Source organism: Compostibacillus humi (assembly GCF_014637175.1).
GTDB classification, from domain to species: domain Bacteria; phylum Bacillota; class Bacilli; order Bacillales; family Amphibacillaceae; genus Oceanobacillus; species Oceanobacillus humi.
Genome location: NZ_BMEV01000063.1, coordinates 1 through 21517, shown reverse-complemented (window position 1 = coordinate 21517; position 21517 = coordinate 1). Strand labels below are relative to the sequence as shown.

15 protein-coding genes, 1 pseudogene and 1 riboswitch are annotated in these 21517 nt (G+C 40.5%); of the genes and pseudogenes, 6 read left to right on the top strand and 10 right to left on the bottom strand.

All coding sequences use genetic code 11. The annotated features are described in order from the left end of the window. Positions 1–149: 149 nt before the first annotated feature. The 3 genes from IEV18_RS13810 to IEV18_RS13800 all read right to left on the bottom strand — a co-directional run bounded on the left by IEV18_RS13810 (position 150) and on the right by IEV18_RS13800 (position 4483). Complete coding sequence (locus IEV18_RS13810) at positions 150–806, bottom strand: GNAT family N-acetyltransferase (protein ID WP_188392975.1); 657 nt, start codon at positions 804–806, stop codon at positions 150–152. Between the two features lie 32 nt (positions 807–838). Continuing rightward, the gene (locus IEV18_RS13805; RefSeq protein ID WP_188392974.1) at positions 839–2212 is read right to left on the bottom strand and encodes an aminotransferase family protein; all 1374 of its coding nucleotides are present in this window, start codon (positions 2210–2212) and stop codon (positions 839–841) included. A gap of 174 nt (positions 2213–2386) precedes the next feature. Beyond that, a complete protein-coding gene (locus IEV18_RS13800) occupies positions 2387–4483 on the bottom strand; it encodes a sigma 54-interacting transcriptional regulator (protein WP_188392973.1) in 2097 nt (698 codons plus the stop codon). 262 nt (positions 4484–4745) lie between these two features. On the opposite strand from IEV18_RS13800, the gene nhaC reads away from it, so the two are divergent. Further along, a complete protein-coding gene (gene nhaC, locus IEV18_RS13795) occupies positions 4746–6167 on the top strand; it encodes a Na+/H+ antiporter NhaC (protein WP_188392972.1) in 1422 nt (473 codons plus the stop codon). Between the two features lie 45 nt (positions 6168–6212). On the opposite strand, the pseudogene IEV18_RS13790 reads toward nhaC, so the two are convergent. The 4 genes and pseudogenes from IEV18_RS13790 to IEV18_RS13775 form a co-directional block, all read right to left on the bottom strand. Continuing rightward, positions 6213–6859, bottom strand: a pseudogene (locus IEV18_RS13790) (ribonuclease H family protein). Positions 6860–6928: 69 nt separating this feature from the next. Further along, on the bottom strand, positions 6929–7534 hold the full coding sequence (thiT, locus tag IEV18_RS13785; protein WP_188392971.1) for an energy-coupled thiamine transporter ThiT: 606 nt from the start codon (positions 7532–7534) through the stop codon (positions 6929–6931). 71 nt (positions 7535–7605) lie between these two features. Further along, a riboswitch (TPP riboswitch) is annotated at positions 7606–7706 on the bottom strand. 135 nt (positions 7707–7841) lie between these two features. Beyond that, complete coding sequence (locus IEV18_RS13780; RefSeq protein WP_188392970.1) at positions 7842–9017, bottom strand: hydroxymethylglutaryl-CoA synthase; 1176 nt, start codon at positions 9015–9017, stop codon at positions 7842–7844. Between the two features lie 162 nt (positions 9018–9179). Continuing rightward, positions 9180–9968 carry an SDR family NAD(P)-dependent oxidoreductase gene (locus IEV18_RS13775; RefSeq protein ID WP_188392969.1) on the bottom strand — a complete coding sequence of 263 codons (789 nt, stop codon included), beginning with the start codon at positions 9966–9968 and terminating at the stop codon, positions 9180–9182. 187 nt (positions 9969–10155) lie between these two features. Here IEV18_RS13775 and guaC point away from each other — a divergent pair, with 187 nt between their 5' ends. Together guaC and IEV18_RS13765 are read left to right on the top strand one after the other, a co-directional pair. Then, entirely contained in the window at positions 10156–11139 is a 984-nt protein-coding gene (guaC, locus tag IEV18_RS13770) for a GMP reductase (RefSeq protein ID WP_188392968.1), read from the top strand. A 174-nt stretch (positions 11140–11313) separates the two neighbouring features. Continuing rightward, the gene (locus IEV18_RS13765; RefSeq protein WP_188392967.1) at positions 11314–12432 is read left to right on the top strand and encodes a diguanylate cyclase; all 1119 of its coding nucleotides are present in this window, start codon (positions 11314–11316) and stop codon (positions 12430–12432) included. 97 nt (positions 12433–12529) lie between these two features. Here IEV18_RS13765 and IEV18_RS13760 read toward each other — a convergent pair whose 3' ends face one another. Together IEV18_RS13760 and IEV18_RS13755 are read right to left on the bottom strand one after the other, a co-directional pair. After that, entirely contained in the window at positions 12530–12679 is a 150-nt protein-coding gene (locus IEV18_RS13760; protein ID WP_188392966.1) for a hypothetical protein, read from the bottom strand. A 90-nt stretch (positions 12680–12769) separates the two neighbouring features. Then, positions 12770–14059: an aminotransferase class I/II-fold pyridoxal phosphate-dependent enzyme gene (locus tag IEV18_RS13755; protein WP_188392965.1), complete on the bottom strand. Its 1290-nt coding sequence runs from the start codon at positions 14057–14059 to the stop codon at positions 12770–12772. 181 nt (positions 14060–14240) lie between these two features. Between IEV18_RS13755 and IEV18_RS13750 the strand changes: the two genes are divergently transcribed. Genes IEV18_RS13750 through IEV18_RS13740 form a run of 3 tightly spaced genes read left to right on the top strand, consistent with a single transcriptional unit; the run spans position 14241 to position 19225 of the window. After that, on the top strand, positions 14241–15479 hold the full coding sequence (locus IEV18_RS13750) for a hypothetical protein (protein WP_188392964.1): 1239 nt from the start codon (positions 14241–14243) through the stop codon (positions 15477–15479). Beyond that, the gene (locus tag IEV18_RS13745; protein WP_188392963.1) at positions 15451–17448 is read left to right on the top strand and encodes an McrB family protein; all 1998 of its coding nucleotides are present in this window, start codon (positions 15451–15453) and stop codon (positions 17446–17448) included. The genes IEV18_RS13750 and IEV18_RS13745 overlap by 29 nt, the downstream gene beginning before the upstream one ends. Then, positions 17432–19225 carry a hypothetical protein gene (locus IEV18_RS13740; protein WP_188392962.1) on the top strand — a complete coding sequence of 598 codons (1794 nt, stop codon included), beginning with the start codon at positions 17432–17434 and terminating at the stop codon, positions 19223–19225. The genes IEV18_RS13745 and IEV18_RS13740 overlap by 17 nt, the downstream gene beginning before the upstream one ends. A 41-nt stretch (positions 19226–19266) precedes the next feature. On the opposite strand, the gene IEV18_RS13735 is transcribed toward IEV18_RS13740, so the two are convergent. Next, on the bottom strand, positions 19267–21219 hold the full coding sequence (locus tag IEV18_RS13735) for a TRAP transporter permease (RefSeq protein WP_188392961.1): 1953 nt from the start codon (positions 21217–21219) through the stop codon (positions 19267–19269). Positions 21220–21517: the final 298 nt, after the last annotated feature.

The window sequence follows — 21517 nt, the reverse complement described above, 5'->3', positions numbered from 1 at the left end:
TTCCTTCAGACATGACGGTCACCCCCCATGCCCTTGTCTTAAGCTACAGCTACTACTGCCTTCACTGTTCGGGACTTTCACCCTATAGTCTGCACCCATGCCGGGCACACCAATAAAAAATGAGGCGGATGTCCCGGTCCGCCTCATTTTTATTTTTCCGGAATATAATCCGGATTTTTCCATTCCATGAGTGTTGCATATTCTAAAGATTCATGGTCGTGCAGTAAATAGTTTGGCATTATTTTTCTGAGTCTGAAGCCGTTCCTAAGCTGAAAAGTAAGTACGGGATCGTAAATTTTCTGGTCGATGACATGCTTCACATATTCATCTACTGACATGTTATCTGCATATTTATGATAATTTGGAAGGCGCCCCCCGAACAAAATCCCTTTCAGATTGAATTTTTGGCAAATTTTCCGTCTTTCTTCGTATAATTTGCGGCCAATTTTCATATGGCGATAATCCGGGTGCACAACAACTTCGATTCCGTATAAATGTTTCCCGTTCGGATTATGATTGCGGATAAAGCCATCGTCAGCAATTTCGCTAAACGTATGATTTTCACCATAATCTTCAAAATTAATCCGCAAACCGGAGCAGGAACCAACGATTTTGCCGTCATATTCGATGCAAACTTGGCCTTCTGGGAAGATTTGCAATTGGCTTTCAAAATGTTCCCGCTTAAAAGCAATTTCTGGTATGCCGAATCCTAGTTTGTTCATTTTTGTAATTTCTTCAATATCTTCCCATCTCGTATTTCTGACAATAAGCTTTTTTTCTTCTTTCTTCGCCCCTATATTGGACATTCTATTCCCCCTTTAGTCATATTCCATTCCAATCAGATGCTCCGGGTAAACGCAGTAATAGAATCGTCGATAATAGAAATCATTTTTTCGATTTCCTGTTTATTTATGATTAACGGCGGAGCAATGGCAACAATCTCCCGGTTTGCGCCAAGGGCACGGAGAATCAATTTCCTGTCAAAACAATGATCGACAACTTGGGCTGCAGGCTGGACGTCAGCAGAAAACATTACATTTTCTTGCGGATCTTTATACAATTCAAACGCAGCTAACAAGCCTATTGCCCTCGTTCTCGTCACAATTGCATGTTTTTCTTCCAAATAGTTCAATCCGTCCTGCAAGACTTTTTCCATTTGTGCCACATGATCAACAATATTTTCTCTTTCTAGTATTTCAATATTTTTGAGTGCAACTGCACAGGCAGTCGGATGACCGCTGTAAGTAAATCCGTGGCTTAGGACACCATCATAATTGACGATTACCTGTCTCACTTCATCGCTGATCATGACTCCCCCTAACTGGGAATAGCCGCTGCTGATTCCTTTGGCAATGCTCATTAAATCTGGCTCAATATCCCAATGATTGACAGCAAACATTTTTCCGGTTCGGCCAAAACCGCAAATTACCTCATCAGCAATCAATAAAATTTCAAATTCATCACAAAGTTTGCGAACAGCCTGCAAATATCCTTCTGGCGGTATATGCACTCCCCCGGAACCTTGTACAGGCTCCAAAATAATCGCAGCAATCGTATCTGCGCCTTCTTTTTCAATGAGATGACGGATGCTTCTTTCATATTCCGGATGACTCTTGTCTCCCAGCTCACACTCCGTTAAATAAGGAGTTGCATGCAATACTTCACCAATATTTGAACCGGCAAAATGATGGAATGCAGGAATGGCAGTTGCCGATTGGGCAGCAACTGTTACCCCGTGATATGCATTATGTAATGCGATAATTTTTCTCTTCTCCGGCTTACCTTTCTGTTCCCAATAAAAGCGGGATAATTTGAAAGCGGTGTCATTCGACTCCGAACCACCAGATGTATAAAATACGGCATTTAAATTTTTTGGGGCAATCTCAGCCAATTTCTCCGCCAATTCGATGGCCGGCTCATTAGAAAACCCTTTAAATGCAGATGCGTATGCAATTTTTGACATTTGTTCTGTTGCAGCTTGCACTAATTCTTCATTTCCGTGACCTAGATTAACGTTCCATAACATCGATAGTCCATCGATATACTCTTCTCCGTCGGAACTATAGGCGTAAATGCCTTTGCCGCTGGAAAAAATTAACGGGGATCCTTCTTCGGCTTGTAATTTTGGCGGAGTTGTCGGATGGATAAAATGCTTCTTATCCAATTCAACAAGCCGCTCTGTTTTTGTTTGACTTACAGTTTTTTCTGTCATAAATCATCCTCCTCATTTGCATCTACAGTTCTCAATAAAAATCATGCAAATTTTGTGCCATATAAAAAGCAGAATGAGAAAGGAATTTTATTATTAAAACCATCAAAAAGTTATGCAAAATTGCATATCACTATGAAAAAATACATAAAACCGCTTCCTCGAAAGGAAACAGTTTTATGCTTTTTGTCTTTCCTTAATTTTTTTATATTTCCTGCTGACGGCAGACTGGCTGATTCCTAACGCTTTTGCCGCCATTGTCGTTGTTTTGTACTGTTTCATTGCCATCGTTACCAGCTGCTCCTCCACATGGTCCACCGCTTCTTTTAGCGGCATCAGTCCGGTAATCATCGGCTTTGTACCGCGAAAAGAAGGGAATTTTAATAACTGGCCTACCTCCTCTGCGGTAATAATATCGTCATCGGCAGTAATAAACAACCTTTCAATGACGTTTTGCAACTCCCTTACATTTCCCGGCCATCGATAAGCTTCCAGTAATTGAAGCGCCTCTGGAGCAAAATGATACTGCTTATTATATTTTTCATTGAATTGCTGCAAAAAGTGATAAGCAAGAAGAGGGATATCTTCAGGTCGTTCCCGTAACGGCGGAATATATAAAGGAAAAACATGAATACGGTAAAACAAATCTTCCCTGAATTGTCCTTCCTCCACCATTTTTTCTAAATCTTTGTTGGTCGCAGTTATTATTTGTACATCTACAGGTATCGGCTTCGTGCTGCCGATCGGCACTACTTCATTTTCCTGGAGGACACGCAATAATTTCACTTGCAGCGGCAATGATATTTCACCGATTTCATCTAAAAACAAAACTCCCCCGGATGCCTGCTGGAAATAGCCGACTTTCCCCTTCGTATCGGCGCCGGTAAACGCCCCTTTTACATATCCGAATAACTCGCTCTCCAGTAAATTCTCTGGTATTGCTCCGCAATTGATCGTTAAAAATGGCCCTTGAGAACGGTTTCCCCTCCGATGGATTTCCTTAGCGAACAATTCTTTGCCGACCCCGGACTCTCCGTGAATAAGGACAGTTGATGAAAAGTTAGCCAGTTTTTCAATCTGGGTTAAAATATGTTCAATTTTGGAACTGCAATATACAATTCGCTCCGACTTTTTCGCTTTATTTTTCAAATGTTCCAGTTCTTTTTTATATTTCTTGGAAATTTCCTTTGTCTCTCTTAATTCGGACTTTAATCTCGTATTTTCTGTTATATCTCTGGAAGCAATAACAATCCTTTGCAGTTCGCTTCCATCACCGAAAACCGGCTTGGCAACGGACAGTATTTTTTTCCCGCTGCCGGTTTCATGAAGGCAAGTAACTTTCGCCTGCCGCTCCATCACGGATTTAACAATATTAGAAGGAAATTCTTCTTTTAACGCTAATAAACTTTTCCCAACATAATGCTTCAGTGGTTCTTTCCATACATCAGCAATAAAATTGTCACTATGCCGAAGGAGCTTTCCTTTACTGCTGACGACTAAAATCTGATCATATACCGTCGATAAAATCGCATTCAAATCCCGGTTTAAATCTTTGACAAACTCAATTTCCAACGCCATCTGTTCAACCATCGGCAAATCTTGGACAATTATGACAACTCCGTCTATTTCCTGCTTTGTTTCACCAATAATCGGGCTATAGTCTACCAATACTCCCATTTCATTTGTTATGTGGATTTGGTTAAGCAGCGTTTCTCCTGTGGCAAAGACATGGTCTATATGTTCCTTCGGAAATATGGTCGTTGCATCTTTGCCGATAACATGTTCCTGTTTTGAGCGAATCATTTTCAAGCCTGTGTCATTCCCATTGACAATCGTTTTTTCTCGATTGATGACAAACATCCCCATCGGAATCGAAGCCAGCAGCAGTTTTAGAAAGTTTATATTTTGATTCTCTTTCCGGAATAGCTGGACCAGCATCTCTTCCCTTTCCATATACCCGAGCCATTGGCCATCTTCATCCTGAATGATGACAATTGCTTCTCCGAGCATTTGAAAAAGAAATGGAAGGGTGACCGGCTGGTTTATTTTAAAAACCTCAAGTCCTTCTATCGGTCTCATAACGGATAACGCACTTTCCCATGTCAGGATATTGTTCCGCCGAGCGATATCTTTCAGGGAAATATACCCGGCAATTCGTCCGTCCCTTTGGATAAAAACGTGAAAATTATCCTCCAATTCTGCCAGAGCTACAGGAAAAGCCTCTTCCGATAATATTTTAAACGGTTTCACTCTCTCTTTCATAGCGGAGTACATACTATCCCTCATTTCGATAATTCATACCATTCATTCCAAAAAACATATATTATGCAGCTTTGCATAGTAATGATTTTACGTTTTTACAGCCTTACATAGAATGTGAGGCCGCCGGAAAAGGACACCATTCCCGGAAATGTTAATCCGGCCCTAATTCAGCTCTTCTTTTTATTCTATCATAAGATGATGGAATTTACTAAATTTTTGGCATATTTTTTGCAATAAAAATAATTGAAAATTTATATAATGAAGGAGGAAAACTATGAAAGCAAATGAAGTCAGAAAGCCGTCTCTGTTCGTAGCTTTAATCCCGATTTTGTTTATGATAATTTCTCTCGTTATCGGCATTGGCTTTCTTGAGGCAGATCCGCACATCCCATTATTTCTGAGTGCTGTAGTTGCAGTCATTACCGCATTATCGTTAGGCCATTCCTGGAAATCATTAGAGAAAGGAATTATTAAAGGGGTTACGTTGTCGATGCAGGCAGTGTTAATCCTAGTCATCATCGGGATGATAATCGGGACGTGGCTTGCTGGCGGAATTGTACCGACGATGATCTATTATGGACTTGAAATTTTGTCACCGGGAATTTTTCTCTTTGCTGCCTGTTTAATCTGCTGCATCGTTTCCATTGCTTCCGGCAATGCCTGGACCGCTGCAGGAACAATCGGTATTGCCTTAATGGGAGTCGGTGAAGGGTTAGGGGTAAATTCCGCCATGGTAGCCGGCGCAGTAATATCTGGTGTATATTTCGGCGATAAAATTTCTCCCCTGTCGGAAACGACAAACTTGGCTCCTGGTGTTGCCGGGTCCGAATTGTTTGAACATATAAAACATATGCTTTATACAACAGTTCCGGCGCTAATCATTTCGTTAATTCTTTATTTAATCATCGGCTTCTTCTTTCAAGGGGAAGGAACAAACATTAGTCAAGTTGTCATGCTGCAGGAAAATCTTGCTGAGCTATACAACATTACCCCATGGCTTCTGATTGTTCCTGCCATCGTCATCGCCATGATGGTAATGAAAGTGCCGTCGATGCCTGCCCTTGCCATCGGGTCGATTCTTGGTGTCGTCGCAGCGATTACTGCTCAAGGACTAAGTTTAAGTGATGCAATTACAGCGATGCATTATGGATACAGTGCATCGACCGGCATTGAGATTTTAGACAGCCTGTTGAACAATGGCGGAATTGAAGCGATGATGTGGACGATTTCCTTAATTTTGATTGCTATGAGTTTTGGCGGTATTCTTGAAACTGCAGGTTTTTTCCGTGTTATCGTAGAGAGTTTGATGAAATTGGCGAAATCAACAGGCAGTTTAATTACGACTACCGTCGGAACTTCCATTGCTTCCAATATTATCGGGTGTGACCAATATTTATCGATTATTATTCCTGCCCGCATGTATGCTGAAGAGTATAAAAAACGGGGACTGAAATTAAAAAATCTTTCCCGTACCGTGGAAGATGCTGGTACAATGACCTCCCCCCTTGTTCCATGGAATACTTGCGGAGCCTTTATGTATGCAACCCTTGGTGTAAGCGCCTTAGCGTATGCGCCTTTTGCTTTCCTTTGTTTACTAAGCCCAATATTTGCCATCATTTATGCATGGACAGGATTCAGCATTGAATATGAAGAAAATGTAACCGATTCCAACATGCAAAAGATACAGACTGTATAAAGGAAAACGAGGCAGTAATCTACCTGCCTCGTTTTTTCTTCTGCATCAATCCGTCTCTATCGTACTCGTTAGTTCAATTCCCCGCAACGCTTGGGATGCAAGCTGGTCTGCCTCTTTATTATCATTGCGGGTTTTCAGCACGAACTCTGGCTGGATTCCCATTTTTTCAAGCTTTGATTCAATCCGATCCATCCATTTGGCAAGCTCCTCTTCATAACAAGGCCATTCTCCGGTTAGCTGATTTATGACCACTTGGGCATCGCCGCAAAAAACGACAGGCATATGGCGGACCCCTAATAAATCTAATTCTTGCAGACAAAGGGATAATGCTGCATATTCTGCTTCATTATTATTTTCCAGCTGCTCTACAAGGGCATTTTTTCTTAACCGGAATTTTGTTTATAATAAACGACACATCCGAGTCCTGCTTTTTTTGACGCGCGATCAAAACCCCCGTCAAAGTAGACAGTAATATGATGGGGTTCCGTTTCGATTTCCTTCAAGTATTTTTTTAATTCCTTCAACGTCCAAGAGGTCCCTGAAATATCAAAAAAAGATATCCTTTTTGTCCGTCCGGTCTTTTCCATATCTTCCGCCAGGCTTACCGCCATTTCAGGCGACATTTCCTCCGAATGAAAGACAGCTTCTGTCCCGTTTTTCGTACGATAAACCCATTCAATCGAAATCTTCAACGGTTTTTCTCCTTTTCTTCCAAAATCATTAAAAGGGCATCCCTTGTAATAGGATACCCTTTCTTACAGCTACGATGCTTTCTTGTTTGCCGACGGATAAGCGGAATCGCTTCGCCGAATAAGTCTCGGAGCTGTACCCACTAAAAATACGAGCACTACCGAACATAACACGAAGGCGCCTAACATCGTCGTCCCATTAGCGACGAGGGAAAACAGTACCGCATTCACGCCTTCCGGAGCATAATGTCCCCAAAAGATAAACCCGGCAAGGAAATGCCAGAAATAGCGGGCAAGGCTTCCGACAAATACGGCAACAATAATCCAAACGGAAAGCAGCAATTTCTTTTGCTCTTTTATTGCAGAATGTATCGGCTGATAAAACAGCCCGGCAAAACCGATAAAGGCAAAGGCTACAAAATATTCAAGAAAGCCTTGCAGCGGATGCAATATGGACCCGGCAGCATCCCCTGTTACAATTTGAAGCAAGCCCCATAAAAATCCGGAAATGAAGCTGACTTTAAATCCCCAGCGAAAGGCGATAATAAAAATCGGCACCATCGCAAAAGAAATGGAAATCGATGGGGACAGCTGCAAAGAAGGCAGCAAGTCTAATACAAGCGCCATTGCTGCAAAAAAAGCCGCTTCAATCAAAGCAATTAAACCAATCTTTTTCATAAAAAAATCTCCCCTTTTCCTAAACGAAACACCAAGGGAGACATGCGCAAACAGACAATCTGACACAGTCAGACTGCTCTTTACCACATCCCTGCGCAAGCATTATCTTACAGGTTCAAAGGGTCTGAACAAAAATGTTCACTCTCAGCAATAAGCTCCCCTTGTGGGTTTCGTTTATTTTGTTGTCAACGCCTATTATAGTCTAAGTTTGATAAAAATGGTAGAGAAAAACATTATCATTTAAAATGCTCTCGTTTTCTGGCATTTAATAAGCCGGAAAGGAACAGTATCCTTTCCGGCTAAATCATTAAACGGTCTGTTTGTTTACGTATTTTCGGGAATGCCCTTCTACTCCAGCGAGACAAATCACAGCCGGATCCTCATCAATATCGAACTCCACCTTAGAACCGTCTGTCGGCAATTGTTCTTCAAAAATTTTCTCATATTCATCGACGGAAATTTCCTTCCGTGCTGCGAATTGCTTTTCATGTTCATCCCGGAATAGGTGATTTTGAAAACCTGCTTCCAAAATGCCGGTAAAGAATTCGCCGACGGCACCAGATCCGTAGCTGAATAAGCCGATTCTTGAACCTGCCTCTAAATCTTCCTTCTGTTCTAATAACGAAAGCAGACTTAAATATAATGATCCGGTATAAATGTTGCCAACATTGCGGTTATACGTTGTGCTTACCTGATAATTATCCATTAAACGGCTTGCATCTTCTTCGGCTGCATCGTCCAATACCGCCATTAACGCTTTTTTGCCCATCTTCGTGTACGGCAAATGGAAACATATTGCTTCAAAATCCGAAAAATCCAAGCCTGTTTTTTCTTTATAAGCTTGCCACACTTTCGTAAAGAATAAAATATATTGTTCATTGGAATATTTTCCATCAACAAAAGCTTTGTCCGAATATATAGGGCGCCAAAAATCCATAATATCGTCAGTTAACATGCTGTTATCATCTTCAAGGACAAGTATTCTTGGGTTGGCGCTAATAAGCATGGCGACCGCACCGGCGCCTTGGGTCGACTCACCAGCCGTGTTCAGACCATAACGGGCAATATCCGATGCCAATACTAATACTTTGCTTTCCGGATGAAGGGCGATATAGCCTTTTGCCATTTGAATTGCGGCTGTAGCGCCAAAACATGCTTGCTTCACTTCGATAGAACGGGCCTGCGGCTGAATTCCAAGGAGCCCGTGGACATACACTGCAGCTGATTTGGAATGGTCCACACCTGTTTCCGTGCCGAAAATAACGAAATCAACAGATTGTTTATCGTCTTCGTCCAATATTTGCAACGCAGCATTTGCTGCCATCGTTACCGTATCTTGAGTAATCGGCGGAACAGCCATTTGGCTTTGTCCGATCCCAATCGTAAATTTTGCCGGATCAATATTCCTGGCCTCTGCTAGTTTCTCCATGTCTACATATAAATGGGGTGTAAAAAAACCAATTTTGTCAATTCCTATTTTCACCGTGTATCTCCTTTTCTTTCCGTAGTCTCATCAATATCCACATTATTAATTTGTGAGATGCTAAACATATGATACCTGAATAAATGATAATATAATCTGTCGGGAAAAACAATGATTAATGTCACATTATATCATCTTATGTCGAGGCGGGCACGGGTTTTCCTATTTTCTGTCGAGTAATTTCCCGGCTATCTTTTCAGCTGCAGCCGGAAAAAGAACGTACAATTTGCTTCCGATATCCATCCAATATGGCATGTTCACTTCTCTTTTTGGTTTAAGCATCAATTGAATAATTCGGCTCGCAACTTTATCCGGTGAAAGCAGAAACTTCTCCACATTTTTTACGTAACTTCCTGACTTGTCCGCCCTATGGAAAAAATTTGTTTGGACCGGACCTGGATTTACTGTGGAAACGGCGATATTTGTATGTTTCAGCTCCATCCGCAAACTATTGGAAAATCCAAGCACGGCATGTTTTGTCGCGGAATAAACGCTCGACTTTGGCGTGGCGATTTTCCCTGCTTGTGATGCAATATTAATAATGTGACCCCGGTTTTGTTCCGTCATCATGGGCAGCACTGCTTTCGTGCACGCCATTAAGCCGATGACATTAACTTGAAACATCCCTTCAATATTTTCAATTGAAGCGTCAGAAAACTCCTCAAATATTCCGTATCCGGCGTTATTCACTAAAACGTCAATGTGTTCATTCTCTCGCAAAATTTGCTGAAAAGTTCGTTCCACCTCATCTCGTTTCCCGATATCGCAAGAGTAATATGGCGCATTAATTCCGCTTTCTTCATATATATCCTCCGCAATTTTTTTCATCTTATTAATTGAACGGGCGATTAAGATCGGCCGCGCCCCGAAACTAGCAGCTTTCTTTGCCACCTGTTCTCCGATGCCGGAAGATGCCCCGGTAATGACAATGTTCTTATTTTCCAAAAGCATGTTACCAGCTCCTGTTCCCTATTTCTTCTTCGTTCTTATATAAGTGCTATTTCCGAACGTTATAAATCTTTTATCCAAAAACATTCGGCAGAAAACTTTACAGCAAAAACGAATTCATGTATAGTAGCATATGGCGAACATTATTGATGCAATATAGTTAAATCATTCGTGTTTTGAGGTGAGTTTCATGGAAAATGTATTCGATTACGAAGATGTACAGTTAATTCCCGCAAAATGTATCGTAGACAGCCGGTCGGAATGTGACACTACCGTAACTTTTGGCAGCCGGAAATTTAAGCTACCAGTTGTTCCTGCCAATATGCAGACAATTATCGATGAAAAAATCGCCCTCTTTCTCGCGGAAAATGGCTACTTTTACATTATGCACCGGTTCCAGCCGGAAAAGAGAATTGACTTTGTGAAAGATATGCAAAAACGCAACTTATATGCTTCCATTAGCGTCGGCGTGAAGGAAGAAGAATTTGCTTTTATCGAAGAGCTGAAATCCGAACAATTAACTCCGGAATATATTACAATTGACATCGCCCACGGACACTCCAACCGGGTTATCAATATGATTAAACATATTAAAAAACATTTGCCGGAAAGCTTCGTCATTGCAGGAAATGTCGGTACGCCGGAAGCGGTAAGAGAATTAGAGAATGCCGGTGCCGATGCAACCAAAGTAGGAATCGGCCCAGGAAAAGTTTGTATAACAAAAATTAAAACCGGATTTGGTACAGGCGGCTGGCAATTGGCAGCTGTCCACTGGTGTGCCAAAGCAGCAAGCAAGCCGATTATTGCCGACGGCGGCATTCGTACCCACGGCGATATCGCTAAATCCATTCGCTTCGGAGCGAGCATGGTGATGATTGGATCCTTATTTGCCGGACATGAAGAATCACCAGGTGAGACGATCGAAAAAGACGGCAAATTATATAAAGAATATTTTGGTTCTGCTTCAGAATACCAAAAAGGTGAAAGACGCAATATCGAAGGCAAGAAAATGTACGTGGAATTCAAAGGCTCCCTTAAAGATACGTTAATAGAAATGGAACAGGACCTTCAATCTTCCATCTCCTATGCCGGCGGCAACACGCTTGACGCCATTCGCAAAGCAGATTATGTCATCGTAAAGAACTCCATTTTTAACGGTGATAAAATCTATTAAATGCATACTTCTTCTTTATTCATCAGGGTTTTCCCCTCGTCATAATCAGGGGAAAACCCTATTATATATCAGCCAAATATTTTATACAATGTAGTATGTTAATAGTTTAACAAGCAGATGCAACGACGATAATCCCCTCAGACTCCATTCCATTATACAACAGAACGAGAATAGGTGATTACAATTATCATACAGTCTATTTTGTCTAACTTGGCCATCATTATATTGCTCCATTTATTCGTGGAAAAATTAATGAATAAAAGAGATAAATGGCCAAAATTGGCAATATCCGCAGGGATGGTTGCTTTAGTTTCCGTCTCGGTCATTCTATTATTCTATTTGCCTATAACCTTTCATGGTTTCTGGGTCGATTTGCGCATGATCCCCCTATTATTTTTAACAATTCGCTGGGGGTACAAACTGGCAATTCCCGCATTAATGATTACCGCTTTTTGGCGGTTTCTGATGGGCGGGGTTGGCATGGTACCAGGAATCATTTTCGGTATGGCACTCCCGGTCTTATTCGCCTTAATGGTGAGGTATGTCTGTAAAGAGAAATTTCAGCCGGAAAATTCCAAATCATTGTTCTTCCTAATTACTTGCGGGTGGCTCATTTCCGACGTGCCGATTATCTTTTTCGTGCCTAACGGGTTTGATGTTTTTTTGCATATTTTCCCATACCGATACGGGTCCTTTTTATTTGCCGGCTATACGTTAAACTTTTTTATCCGCCATGCAATCAAGGAGGATTTATTGATAAAGCAGCTGCAATATTATGCAGAACGGGATCCGTTAACCGGTTTCTACAATATCCGTACTTTTCTAAAAAAAATTGAAGGGAAAAAACCGAAATACCGTTATTCATACATCGTAATGGCGGATATTGATCATTTCAAACAAATTAACGATACGTACGGCCACCTGAATGGAGATGAAATATTAAAAAGATTATCCTCTATATTCAGAGAAGTAAAAGCACATTTTCACGAAGCGGAAATTATAATCGGGAGATATGGCGGGGAAGAATTTATTTTTTACATTGCTGCGGGCTCTAGGCGGCATATTTCCTCAATCGTTTCCCATTTCCGCGAAGAAGTAGAAAAAACGTATTTTTTCATTAAAGAATCAAAATGTGCAAAAGTCAAAAGGAGTAAAATCCGTTTAACTATTTCTCTCGGAGTTTCGCCTATTAACGATCCATCCCGGCTTATGGAAGCCATCGACAGAGCAGATCAATGCTTGTACAAATCGAAGGAAAACGGGAGAAATCAGGTGCATTTTGCCGATGGTTAAAAAAATGGGTAGAATCGGATAGGAGGCATTAGCTTCTTCAATATAAGAGACTCCTCCAAACCGGCGGTCAGACGGAGCCCCAATTTGGAGGAGTTTTTTATCTTTTTCTTTTATTTTTCTTGTTATCTAAATTTAAAAACTCACTTTCCTCGGAAAATTCCACATCCCTTTTTGGTTCTGTATCATATTTGCGAACGTTCCGCTGTTTCCCCTTATCTTTGTTTCGGTTTTTATTTTCTTCAGACACTGCATAACCTCCTTGCGAATTGACCGTTCGTATAGTAGTTTACCCTTGCCGATACCAGTTATGCAGGTCTTTTGGCAGCCAGACACCATGTTAAGTTAAGTCGCTTACGCCGTTATAGATACGCTCGATTAATTCTTCAATATCTTCCTTTTCCACACTGGAGAAGGCGATGCGAAGATCCGTTTCATTTACGGCAATAGTGCCTACCTCGTATTTGTTTAATAAATGGACTCGCAGCGTCTCTGCGTTAACGTGCCGCAATTTTATACACATAAAGTAACCAGAATTGAAAGGATAAGGTTCCCATGCGTCCTTATATTTTTCATCATAAATAACAGCTTTCATTTTTTCGTATCTTGCCTTCATAATATTCCACTTTTGCTGTTTTTCCTCAGCGAACCGGTCAGACTTTAAAGACTGAAGAATAACGGTTTGGGATAAATGGGGACCGCTGGAAATTGTTCCGCGAATTAATCCCATCGTTTTCTGTTCCAATGCATGGGCAGCAAGTTCATCTTCCACACCATAGGTAATGAAGCCAACGCGCAAGCCCCAAACATAATTTTCCTTCGTTGCGCCGTCAATTTTCACAGGCAAAATGCGCGGATCTAATCCGATTAATTTGCCAAATATGGATTCTTTCAGGGAGTCTTCATAAAAGAGACCAAAATAGGCGTCATCCAGCAATACAACTAAATTCCGGTTTTCTTCGGCAGCTTCCTTAAGAACAGCAATAATCGTTTCAGCTTCCTCTTCTGTCGGTGTGTACCCTGTCGGATTATTAGGAAAATTCAATACTACAATCGTCTTCTGACCCGGCGCCTGAAAAATAGCCTCCTTTAACCCATCCGTGTTGAACTTATTCTGTTCATTAAACAGATCGAACGTCACAATATTGCCCTTCCTTCGCAAACCGAAAGTTAAATTATAATTGCCCCAAAATTTATTCGGTACTACAACAGTATCCCCTTTATCGACAAATAAATCTGCCGCAATACTTAACCCATGGGTTAGCGCATTTGTCACAATCGGAAGGACAAATTTTTTATCCTTTAACGATGGATTATCTTGCAAAATTTTTTCCTTCCAAGCTTCCCTTAATGGCTGTTTTCCTGAAGGCGGAGCATAAGGATAAATATCTTTCGGAGCATATCCGGAGAAATGTTCCTGAATATGGTCAAAATACATCGGTCCGCCGGATTCGGTGGCGATTCCGACCGTTGCATTAAACCGTGGCAATGCTTGCTTATTTGCTTCAGCACTTTGGCTTAATATCCCCTTTGGATAATATAATTCTTTGCCGATATCGGATAGCATTTCCAAAATAAAAGGATGTTCTTTTTCAATATCCTTGTTCAATTTTTCTGCAAGTACGTTCACTGACAAAATTCCTCCTCATAGTGCACACTATTATTCTTATATAATAGACATTTTCACTGCCCAAAATCAATAGCCGGACAGCCTGAAATATTAATTTTTTTGCCTGGCGTACCCGTTTCTTTACCGTATTTTAATGATATAATGAAACGACAAACATTTTACGACAAAAGGAGTGGTACTTTTGGAAGATAAAACGTATACCGACAACTGGTTTTCCATACAAGACACGGTGAAAGATGATTTCCTTTCGGCTCTGAAAACCGACGAGGTCATTGAGCTTATTAAAGCATTACATATTAGAATACCCGGATTTAATAAAAACTTTCAAAAAGCACCGCCAAAATTATTAAAAAATCAGCTGACGAAAAAAATGATGCAGCTCCCTGATATAAGGGAGTTTTTAAAAATATTTACATTGCCCTATTCAAAGGACTTTGATGATTTGGAAAGCAAGGAACTGCTTAAAAAAATCGCAGCAAATAATGAAATATCCCATTCACAAATCATTGCCCTAGTCAGCATGAACAGCCCGAACCATTATATGGAGTTACGGAAGCTAATGATTCAAAATAGGGAACAAGATTTGCCATTGTTAGAGAACGTTGTGGAGTACTCTTTAATCGACACGCTGGAGCAGCTTCCAAACAGGTTCCCCCATTTAATAGATGAACTAAAAAAGGAAGTTCTGCCTATTTCCCGGGAAAAATTTAACTTGGAAAGCTATCATTCCTATTTTCTGAAAGATTATCAGATTGATTTACTGCCTGCAATGCATGTTTTGCTGCATCAAGAAGAACTAAAAGATGATGCTTTCACGCCAGAAGAAGAGCTGGCTTTTTACCGTTTAGCGTTACTCGAGTTAGCCAATCATTTTCAGACTGAAACAAAAGAACTGCAAAAAGAGGTAAAACAGCTGCAGAAGCAGGCGGAGAAAACGGCAAAGCAATTGCAAGATGAAAAAAGAACGACAAAACAACTAATAAATGAATTGGAAGAAAAAGAAAAAGCAATCCAAAGTTTAATGGACAATAAAACGAAATTGGACAGTAAACTCCATCAGGCAACCCAGGAAATTGAGCGGCTCCAACAAGAACCGGATTTCTTGCTTTTACCAGAGACGGAACCTTTTATCCTCTTTACTAGCCGGCCGGAAGAATTTAGAAATTTTATCGATACTAGAAAACTAAAAAACTTAGAAATGCTTGGATCAGCTATCCAACAATTTGACTCTGATACATATCTTTTTGTTGACGGACATCAATTATCCACTGCAAAGAAAATGGAAATTGCAGAAAAGTTAAAAACATATTCCGGATTCTCCAAATTAATTAACGGTTCAATTACCAATGTAGTTAAAAAAATCATCTATTTAATAGAAGGGGAAAATACTTATGAAACTTACGAAAAAACTAACCGTTGAACAAAAAAATCAGCTGAAAAACATGGTGTTTGTCGGCAGGCTTGCCTCTCCGGATGAACTGTCCTTAACCTTCATTGAGAGCCCAATTACCATTTCCGAATACGGAAATAAAATTACTTTTTATATTAAATGTTTGTCAGAAATACCCGGAGAGATTGAAGAGCATTTTGAATATCAAAACAAAATCTTTACCGGCAATACGAACAGTTACTACAATATCCGACTGCTGGAACAGTACGATATTTTTATGGAAAGGGAACATTACGTAGATTTAAAGCCGAAAGTGAAAAATCTGTTAGAAAATCGACTCATCATTTTCCAGCTTGATCCAAAAGATGAGTTTATTTACGTTGATATGAAAGACATCGAACCTATTCAACCGGAACAACAGTATTACTTGCTCCCTGGCCCAAAATTAAAATTATCCGAAGACAATAAAGATTTAGCTGACAAACTTGTTGGCAACCGGCGGCCAATTGGCTTAGATTACTACCCGGACATCCTAACTCCGGCTCCCGAATTAATCATTTATGACGACTATCTATATCGGGTAGATCTGGAATGTAAAAGCAATCCGACGACCTATTTTCAGAAAGAATTATCCGAAGTAAAATATATTCAACTGTCACCAGAAGAAAAAAGCCAGTATTTGGATGTAATGTATGATGATTATTTGTATTTTGTCAGTGCGAAAAATTATGATTACCTCTGGCAGAAGGTGGAAAATGAAGGTGCCGTTCTAAATGATGAAATCGAGACCGAGGTAGTCATCGGAAATGAAGAAATGAGAGAAAAAACAGGGAAGACAACAAGCGGATTGAAAGTGCTGCCGGACGATGCTTATCAATCAGAGCTTCGTTTTCTGGAGAAGCTGAAATATACGATCCAGAAAGATTTCCGTATCTTCCATACGGACGAAACTTTGCTCAATTTTCATCTGAGCGTAAAAACAAATTCCATTACGATTTTAGGCGGAATGTCAGGCACAGGAAAAACACAGCTGGCAAAAGCATACGCAAAGGCATTAGAGCTTCCGAAAGAGAACTGTCTTTTTATCCCGATTACTCCCTCCTATCAGGAGCCTGCCGATATTTTAGGCTATTTAAACCCGCAAACCGGCTTATACCATGAAAGCGATACAGGTTTAGTCAGTTTGTTGCTGGAAGCTGAAGCACACCCTGAGCAATTGTATATGGTCATTTTTGACGAAATGAATCTGTCTCAAGTGGAGCATTGGTTCAGCCCTTTTCTGTCTTTGCTGGAAGTAAACGATGAGCGGGAGCTTTCCTTGTTTAATGAAGGGATACAAGTATTTAACGGCAAATATAAACCAAAAATTAAGCTGAATGACAATCTCATCTTTATCGGAACGGCAAATTTTGACGAAACAACAAAATCTTTCTCCGACCGGTTGCTGGATCGGATTAATATCATCGTGCCACAAAAAGCAAATTTTTCCGATGCCATCGATTTTTACCGTCATCCGATTCAAGCTGACGATGGCCGCTATGAAAAATTGCCGGTTACAACGGAAATGATGCGGCAAACATGGATGTACCAGAAAGATATCGGTCTGCATTTATTTACAGACGACGAAATATATATATTGGATGAAATCCACCGTATTATTCATGAGCAAGATCCGCAGAAAGGGGTTTCTTTCCGGACTGCCTTGTCCATTGCCGAATATATGTTCAATATTCCGATGTATGGCGAAAAGCCTCTCATCAGCCGAAAAAAAGCCTTCGATTTGCAAATTAACCAGCGGATATTAACAAAAATAAAAGGGATTGACACCTTTTTAGAAAAATTAGTCGGATATTATGATGAAAATAATGAATATCATAACGGATTACTGACAGACCTGTTTCAATCCGCTGCCGGCAAACGCACAAGTGATTTTAATGAATCGATTCAAACATTAAAAAACAAAGCAAAAGAGATGAATATTTATGGTTTTGCAAACTGATGCATGTATATCTTTGGACCGGATGCACATATTGATGTACTTCCAAACACAATATCAGCAAATTGAAATCCGAAAGCTTAGCAAAACTAAACAGGCCGACGCTCTCATGGAAACAGCGGTCAGCATAACGGAAAATCAGGAAATCTCCTTAATCGTTGAGGTTGAAGATTCGCCTGTCCTTCTTGATTTGCCTGATTTTAAAGAAACAATTAAAATCGGCCCCTATTCAAGAAGCGCCTTTTCCTTGTATGCGTATAATTCAAAACAGCAATTTCCATGGACACCAGGACTGCTTATTTACTCGGTAATGATAGCAAACGAAAACTATTATGGATTAATTCGGATCGAGCCAAAAAATATATCCGACTCCGAATTTTCTATCATGCATCAATATCTGGAAGAAAAACTGCAAGGAATTACGAGAAACTATACAAGCGAAAGGAAGCAATGGTACGAGTCTCCCGTTCAGGATTTACGGAAAACGGATACGCAAATGGTCGACTGGTTCCTTTCCCGCTCCAAACAATTAATAAACGCATTACAATTAATTGAAAGGAATCACATTAGTACCTATAAAAATATTTACGTTATGGAGAATACTCCAAAACATACAGATATCCGAAGCATCCGATTAAGAAACTCGCCGAAGGGAGCAAAATTTGGTGGAACAAAATTTTTCAACCGAAAAAAAATACCATCCTTTGACTCGCCGGAAAACGGATACGTGAAATATTGTTCCCTGGAGCTGCTGAGGGAATTGAAGCAGGAAGTACAAAAACTGAAAACGATAATATGCGAAAAAATAGTGCCTTTCGAACAGCAGCAGCTCAAACGAAGTTACCCCCTTCCCTACCAGTCTTTTCAAAGGGGAATAGAGCAAAATGAACAAAATAACATATCTTTCGAAAGGAAAATACAAAGCCGAGAATTGCTTGAAAAAGTTCGTCAAACCGAGTTTGCGCTAAATTACTTGAGCCAGCTGATGCACAATCCGTTTTGGGTACAAATAAAAGCAGCTGCTTTAAAACGGAGCGGGACTATTGCTGACAGAAATTACGTCCTGTTTAACCGTTATCTCCGGCAATTTCATGAACTTCAAAAAATAAATCGTCAAAAGCAGGCAGAGAAGAACGAAGACCATATTCTTCATCCTACATCCAAGCTTTATGAATATTACACTTTTTTTAAGCTGATTGATATATTTGAACTGCTGGATTTTAGGATAACGGATTTGGAAAGCGTTTCTAATGATGCGATTCACCCTTTTTCCAATGTGGTCTTCATACGGGACAATTTGAAAATCGTCGTTACCTATGACGAGGAAGTCAAGTACGGTGCTCAAGAAGCGATTCAGACAGGAAACTATTTCTTCAGTCGGTCTTCGAAACGCAGACCGGATATCCGAGTAGATTTATATCAATATGACCAGACTTCCGATGCACATTTGTATCAATCATCGGTTATTTTGGAAATTAAATACCGGCCATTAAACAATTTTTATTCAGAGACTTCTTTTACACCAGAAATGGAACAGCTTAATCAGTATCACATGATCAAATACTATTGCCCGGTCCGAAAGGAATATTTCAATGAGGTGAAGGACGTCATTTGTGTCCATCCAAATATTCAGGACAATGATTTGTTCCATACGGAAGTTGGAATTTTTGTTACATTAAGGCCAAGCGTGGAAGAACGGTTTACATCCTGTATGAAGGAGCGGCTCCAATGCTGGCTGCAAAGATCAGCTCAATTTCAGCCGGTTTTGCAGGAAATATAAAAAATCATCTTCACCCTTTAGCCGGTGAAGATGATTTTTCTTTATGCCGTAACTTCCATTTTTCCATCGTCATCTTTCCGCTGCTTTTGGATAAACCAAACAGCAAGAACGACAGCAAGGCCGACGGAACTCATCAAAATGTCCGGAATAATAAGCAATAACCCGCCTACAAACATTATCAGGCGTTCAATTATATTCGAATTACGCACAAAATAGCCAATTACCGAACTGCTTATCGCCATCATTCCAATCAACGCTGTAACGATTGCGATAGTTAAGTTTGCTGGTGTGACATCAACCATTACAAGAATCGGATTGTATATAAAAATATACGGAATTAAATATGCTGCAATGGCGAGCTTCACGGCAGTTACACCCGACTTAAACGGATTTGCCCTCGCTATCCCTGCACCGGCATAAGCCGCAAGACAAACTGGCGGGGTAATATCAGCGGCAATACCAAAATAGAACACAAACATATGAGCAGCAATAGCCGCAACCCCAAATTCGTTGATTAATACAGGTGCTGCTATGGTCGCTGTAACAACATAGTTTGCTGTTGTCGGCAAACCCATTCCTAATACTAAACAGGCAAGCATCGTTAATATTAGAGCAAAGATTAAATATCCGCCCGATAAGGCAATTACACCTGCTGCAAATTTTGAACCTAATCCTGTAATACTGACGACACCAGCAATTATACCTGCAGTACCTACAGCAGCAATTACCGGCAGCGCTACTCTAGCTCCCTGCTCAAACACATTTAAGATTTGGCGGAAATTCATTCTTGTATCTTTTCGAAACAGACTTACGATAAATGCCGTGACAATCCCAAGAAGTGCAGCCCGCTGCGGAGTAAATCCTGCCATAATTGTTCCGATAATCACGAAAAGCGGCAATAGCATGTAGCCATTTTTCTTAAGCAATGTTGTAAAGCTTTGCAGCTGTGATTTAGGCAAACCGAGTATCCCTAATCGTTTTGCTTCAAAGTGGGTGCCGATAAATATACCGGTAAAATACAACATTGCTGGGATAACTGCGGCAAGCATAATCGTACCATAGGAAACCCCTAAATATTCCATCATAATAAAAGCGGCTGCACCCATTATCGGCGGCATAATTTGTCCTCCGGTCGATGCGGATGCTTCCGTAGCGGCGGCAAATTCAGGTTTAAATCCGGACCTTTTCATCATCGGAATCGTAAAGGAACCGGAAGCCACCGTATTACCGACTGAGCTGCCCGATACCATCCCTTGTAAAGCACTGGCTACAACAGCTGTTTTCGCCGTTCCTCCAGTAAATCTTCCAGTTAAAGCTACAGCGAGGTCATTGAAAAATTCTCCTATTTTCGTATGTATCAGCACAACGCCAAAGAATAAAAAGAGGAAAATAAATTTTGCGGAAATTTGAACTGGAGTTCCGTATACCCCGCTTTCCTTAAACCATAAATCTGTAGCTATCCGGTCAACAGAAAAACCCGGATGCGAAAGTATTTGGGACGGCATAATATTTCCGAATATCGCATATAAAATCGCAATGCTGGCAACAACAACAATCGGAATCCCTACCGTGCGTCGGGTTGCCTCCAATAATAGCAAAACCCCGATAATAGCAACGATAATGTCAAAAAAAGTATATCCGGAAATACGACTTTGTAAAATCTGGTCAAAGAAAATAATTTTGTGATACGACACGTACATCGCCATAAAGGCTAATACTACATCGTACCAAGGCACGGTTTTTTGCTTTTTTTGCCACCCTTTTTTTGCGGGAAAAAGTAAAAATATGAGTCCGAGGGCAGTTCCGACGTGAACGGCACCTTGCTGCTGCGAAGGAAGAGTACCGAAGTAACCCGTATATAAATGGAATACGCTTAATGATATAGCAAGAAAGGACACGACCCATGCCCATTTGCCTATTTTCGTCCGGTAGTTGCTTTCCCGGTCATATTTTTCCAATATTTCCCTTGCATCTACCGCTGCCTTATCTTCCATCCCATCACTTCCTTTCTCGGATTTTCATCTTGGTTGCAGAGCTCACCAGCTGAATACACAAAAAAACATCACGAATATCCCTTTTATTTCTTACGATGAACGTTCGATATTTTTCCATTTTGCAAAGAAAGGGTGTTGGATTGATTCATCAACACCCTCTCTCTCAATTATTTTATTCAATTCACTTCACTAGCATTGCATAAATTAAATCTAAAAACAAAAAATACTAAGAATGTTCAATTATTTAGTGGTTTGTCCATAAAAAAATCCTTTATACTGAATAGGACGGGTGGCTTCC

Excerpts from the sequence above, each read along its gene's own strand:
- guaC (WP_188392968.1), top strand. The coding sequence starts at position 10,156 with ATGGAAAATGTATTCGATTACGAAGATGTACAGTTAATTCCCGCAAAA.
- IEV18_RS13810 (WP_188392975.1), bottom strand. The coding sequence starts at position 806 with ATGTCCAATATAGGGGCGAAGAAAGAAGAAAAAAAGCTTATTGTCAGA.
- IEV18_RS13745 (WP_188392963.1), top strand. The coding sequence starts at position 15,451 with ATGAAACTTACGAAAAAACTAACCGTTGAACAAAAAAATCAGCTGAAA.
- IEV18_RS13735 (WP_188392961.1), bottom strand. The coding sequence starts at position 21,219 with ATGGAAGATAAGGCAGCGGTAGATGCAAGGGAAATATTGGAAAAATAT.
- IEV18_RS13740 (WP_188392962.1), top strand. The coding sequence starts at position 17,432 with ATGGTTTTGCAAACTGATGCATGTATATCTTTGGACCGGATGCACATA.
- IEV18_RS13775 (WP_188392969.1), bottom strand. The coding sequence starts at position 9,968 with ATGCTTTTGGAAAATAAGAACATTGTCATTACCGGGGCATCTTCCGGC.
- nhaC (WP_188392972.1), top strand. The coding sequence starts at position 4,746 with ATGAAAGCAAATGAAGTCAGAAAGCCGTCTCTGTTCGTAGCTTTAATC.
- IEV18_RS13800 (WP_188392973.1), bottom strand. The coding sequence starts at position 4,483 with ATGTACTCCGCTATGAAAGAGAGAGTGAAACCGTTTAAAATATTATCG.
- thiT (WP_188392971.1), bottom strand. The coding sequence starts at position 7,534 with ATGAAAAAGATTGGTTTAATTGCTTTGATTGAAGCGGCTTTTTTTGCA.
- IEV18_RS13805 (WP_188392974.1), bottom strand. The coding sequence starts at position 2,212 with ATGACAGAAAAAACTGTAAGTCAAACAAAAACAGAGCGGCTTGTTGAA.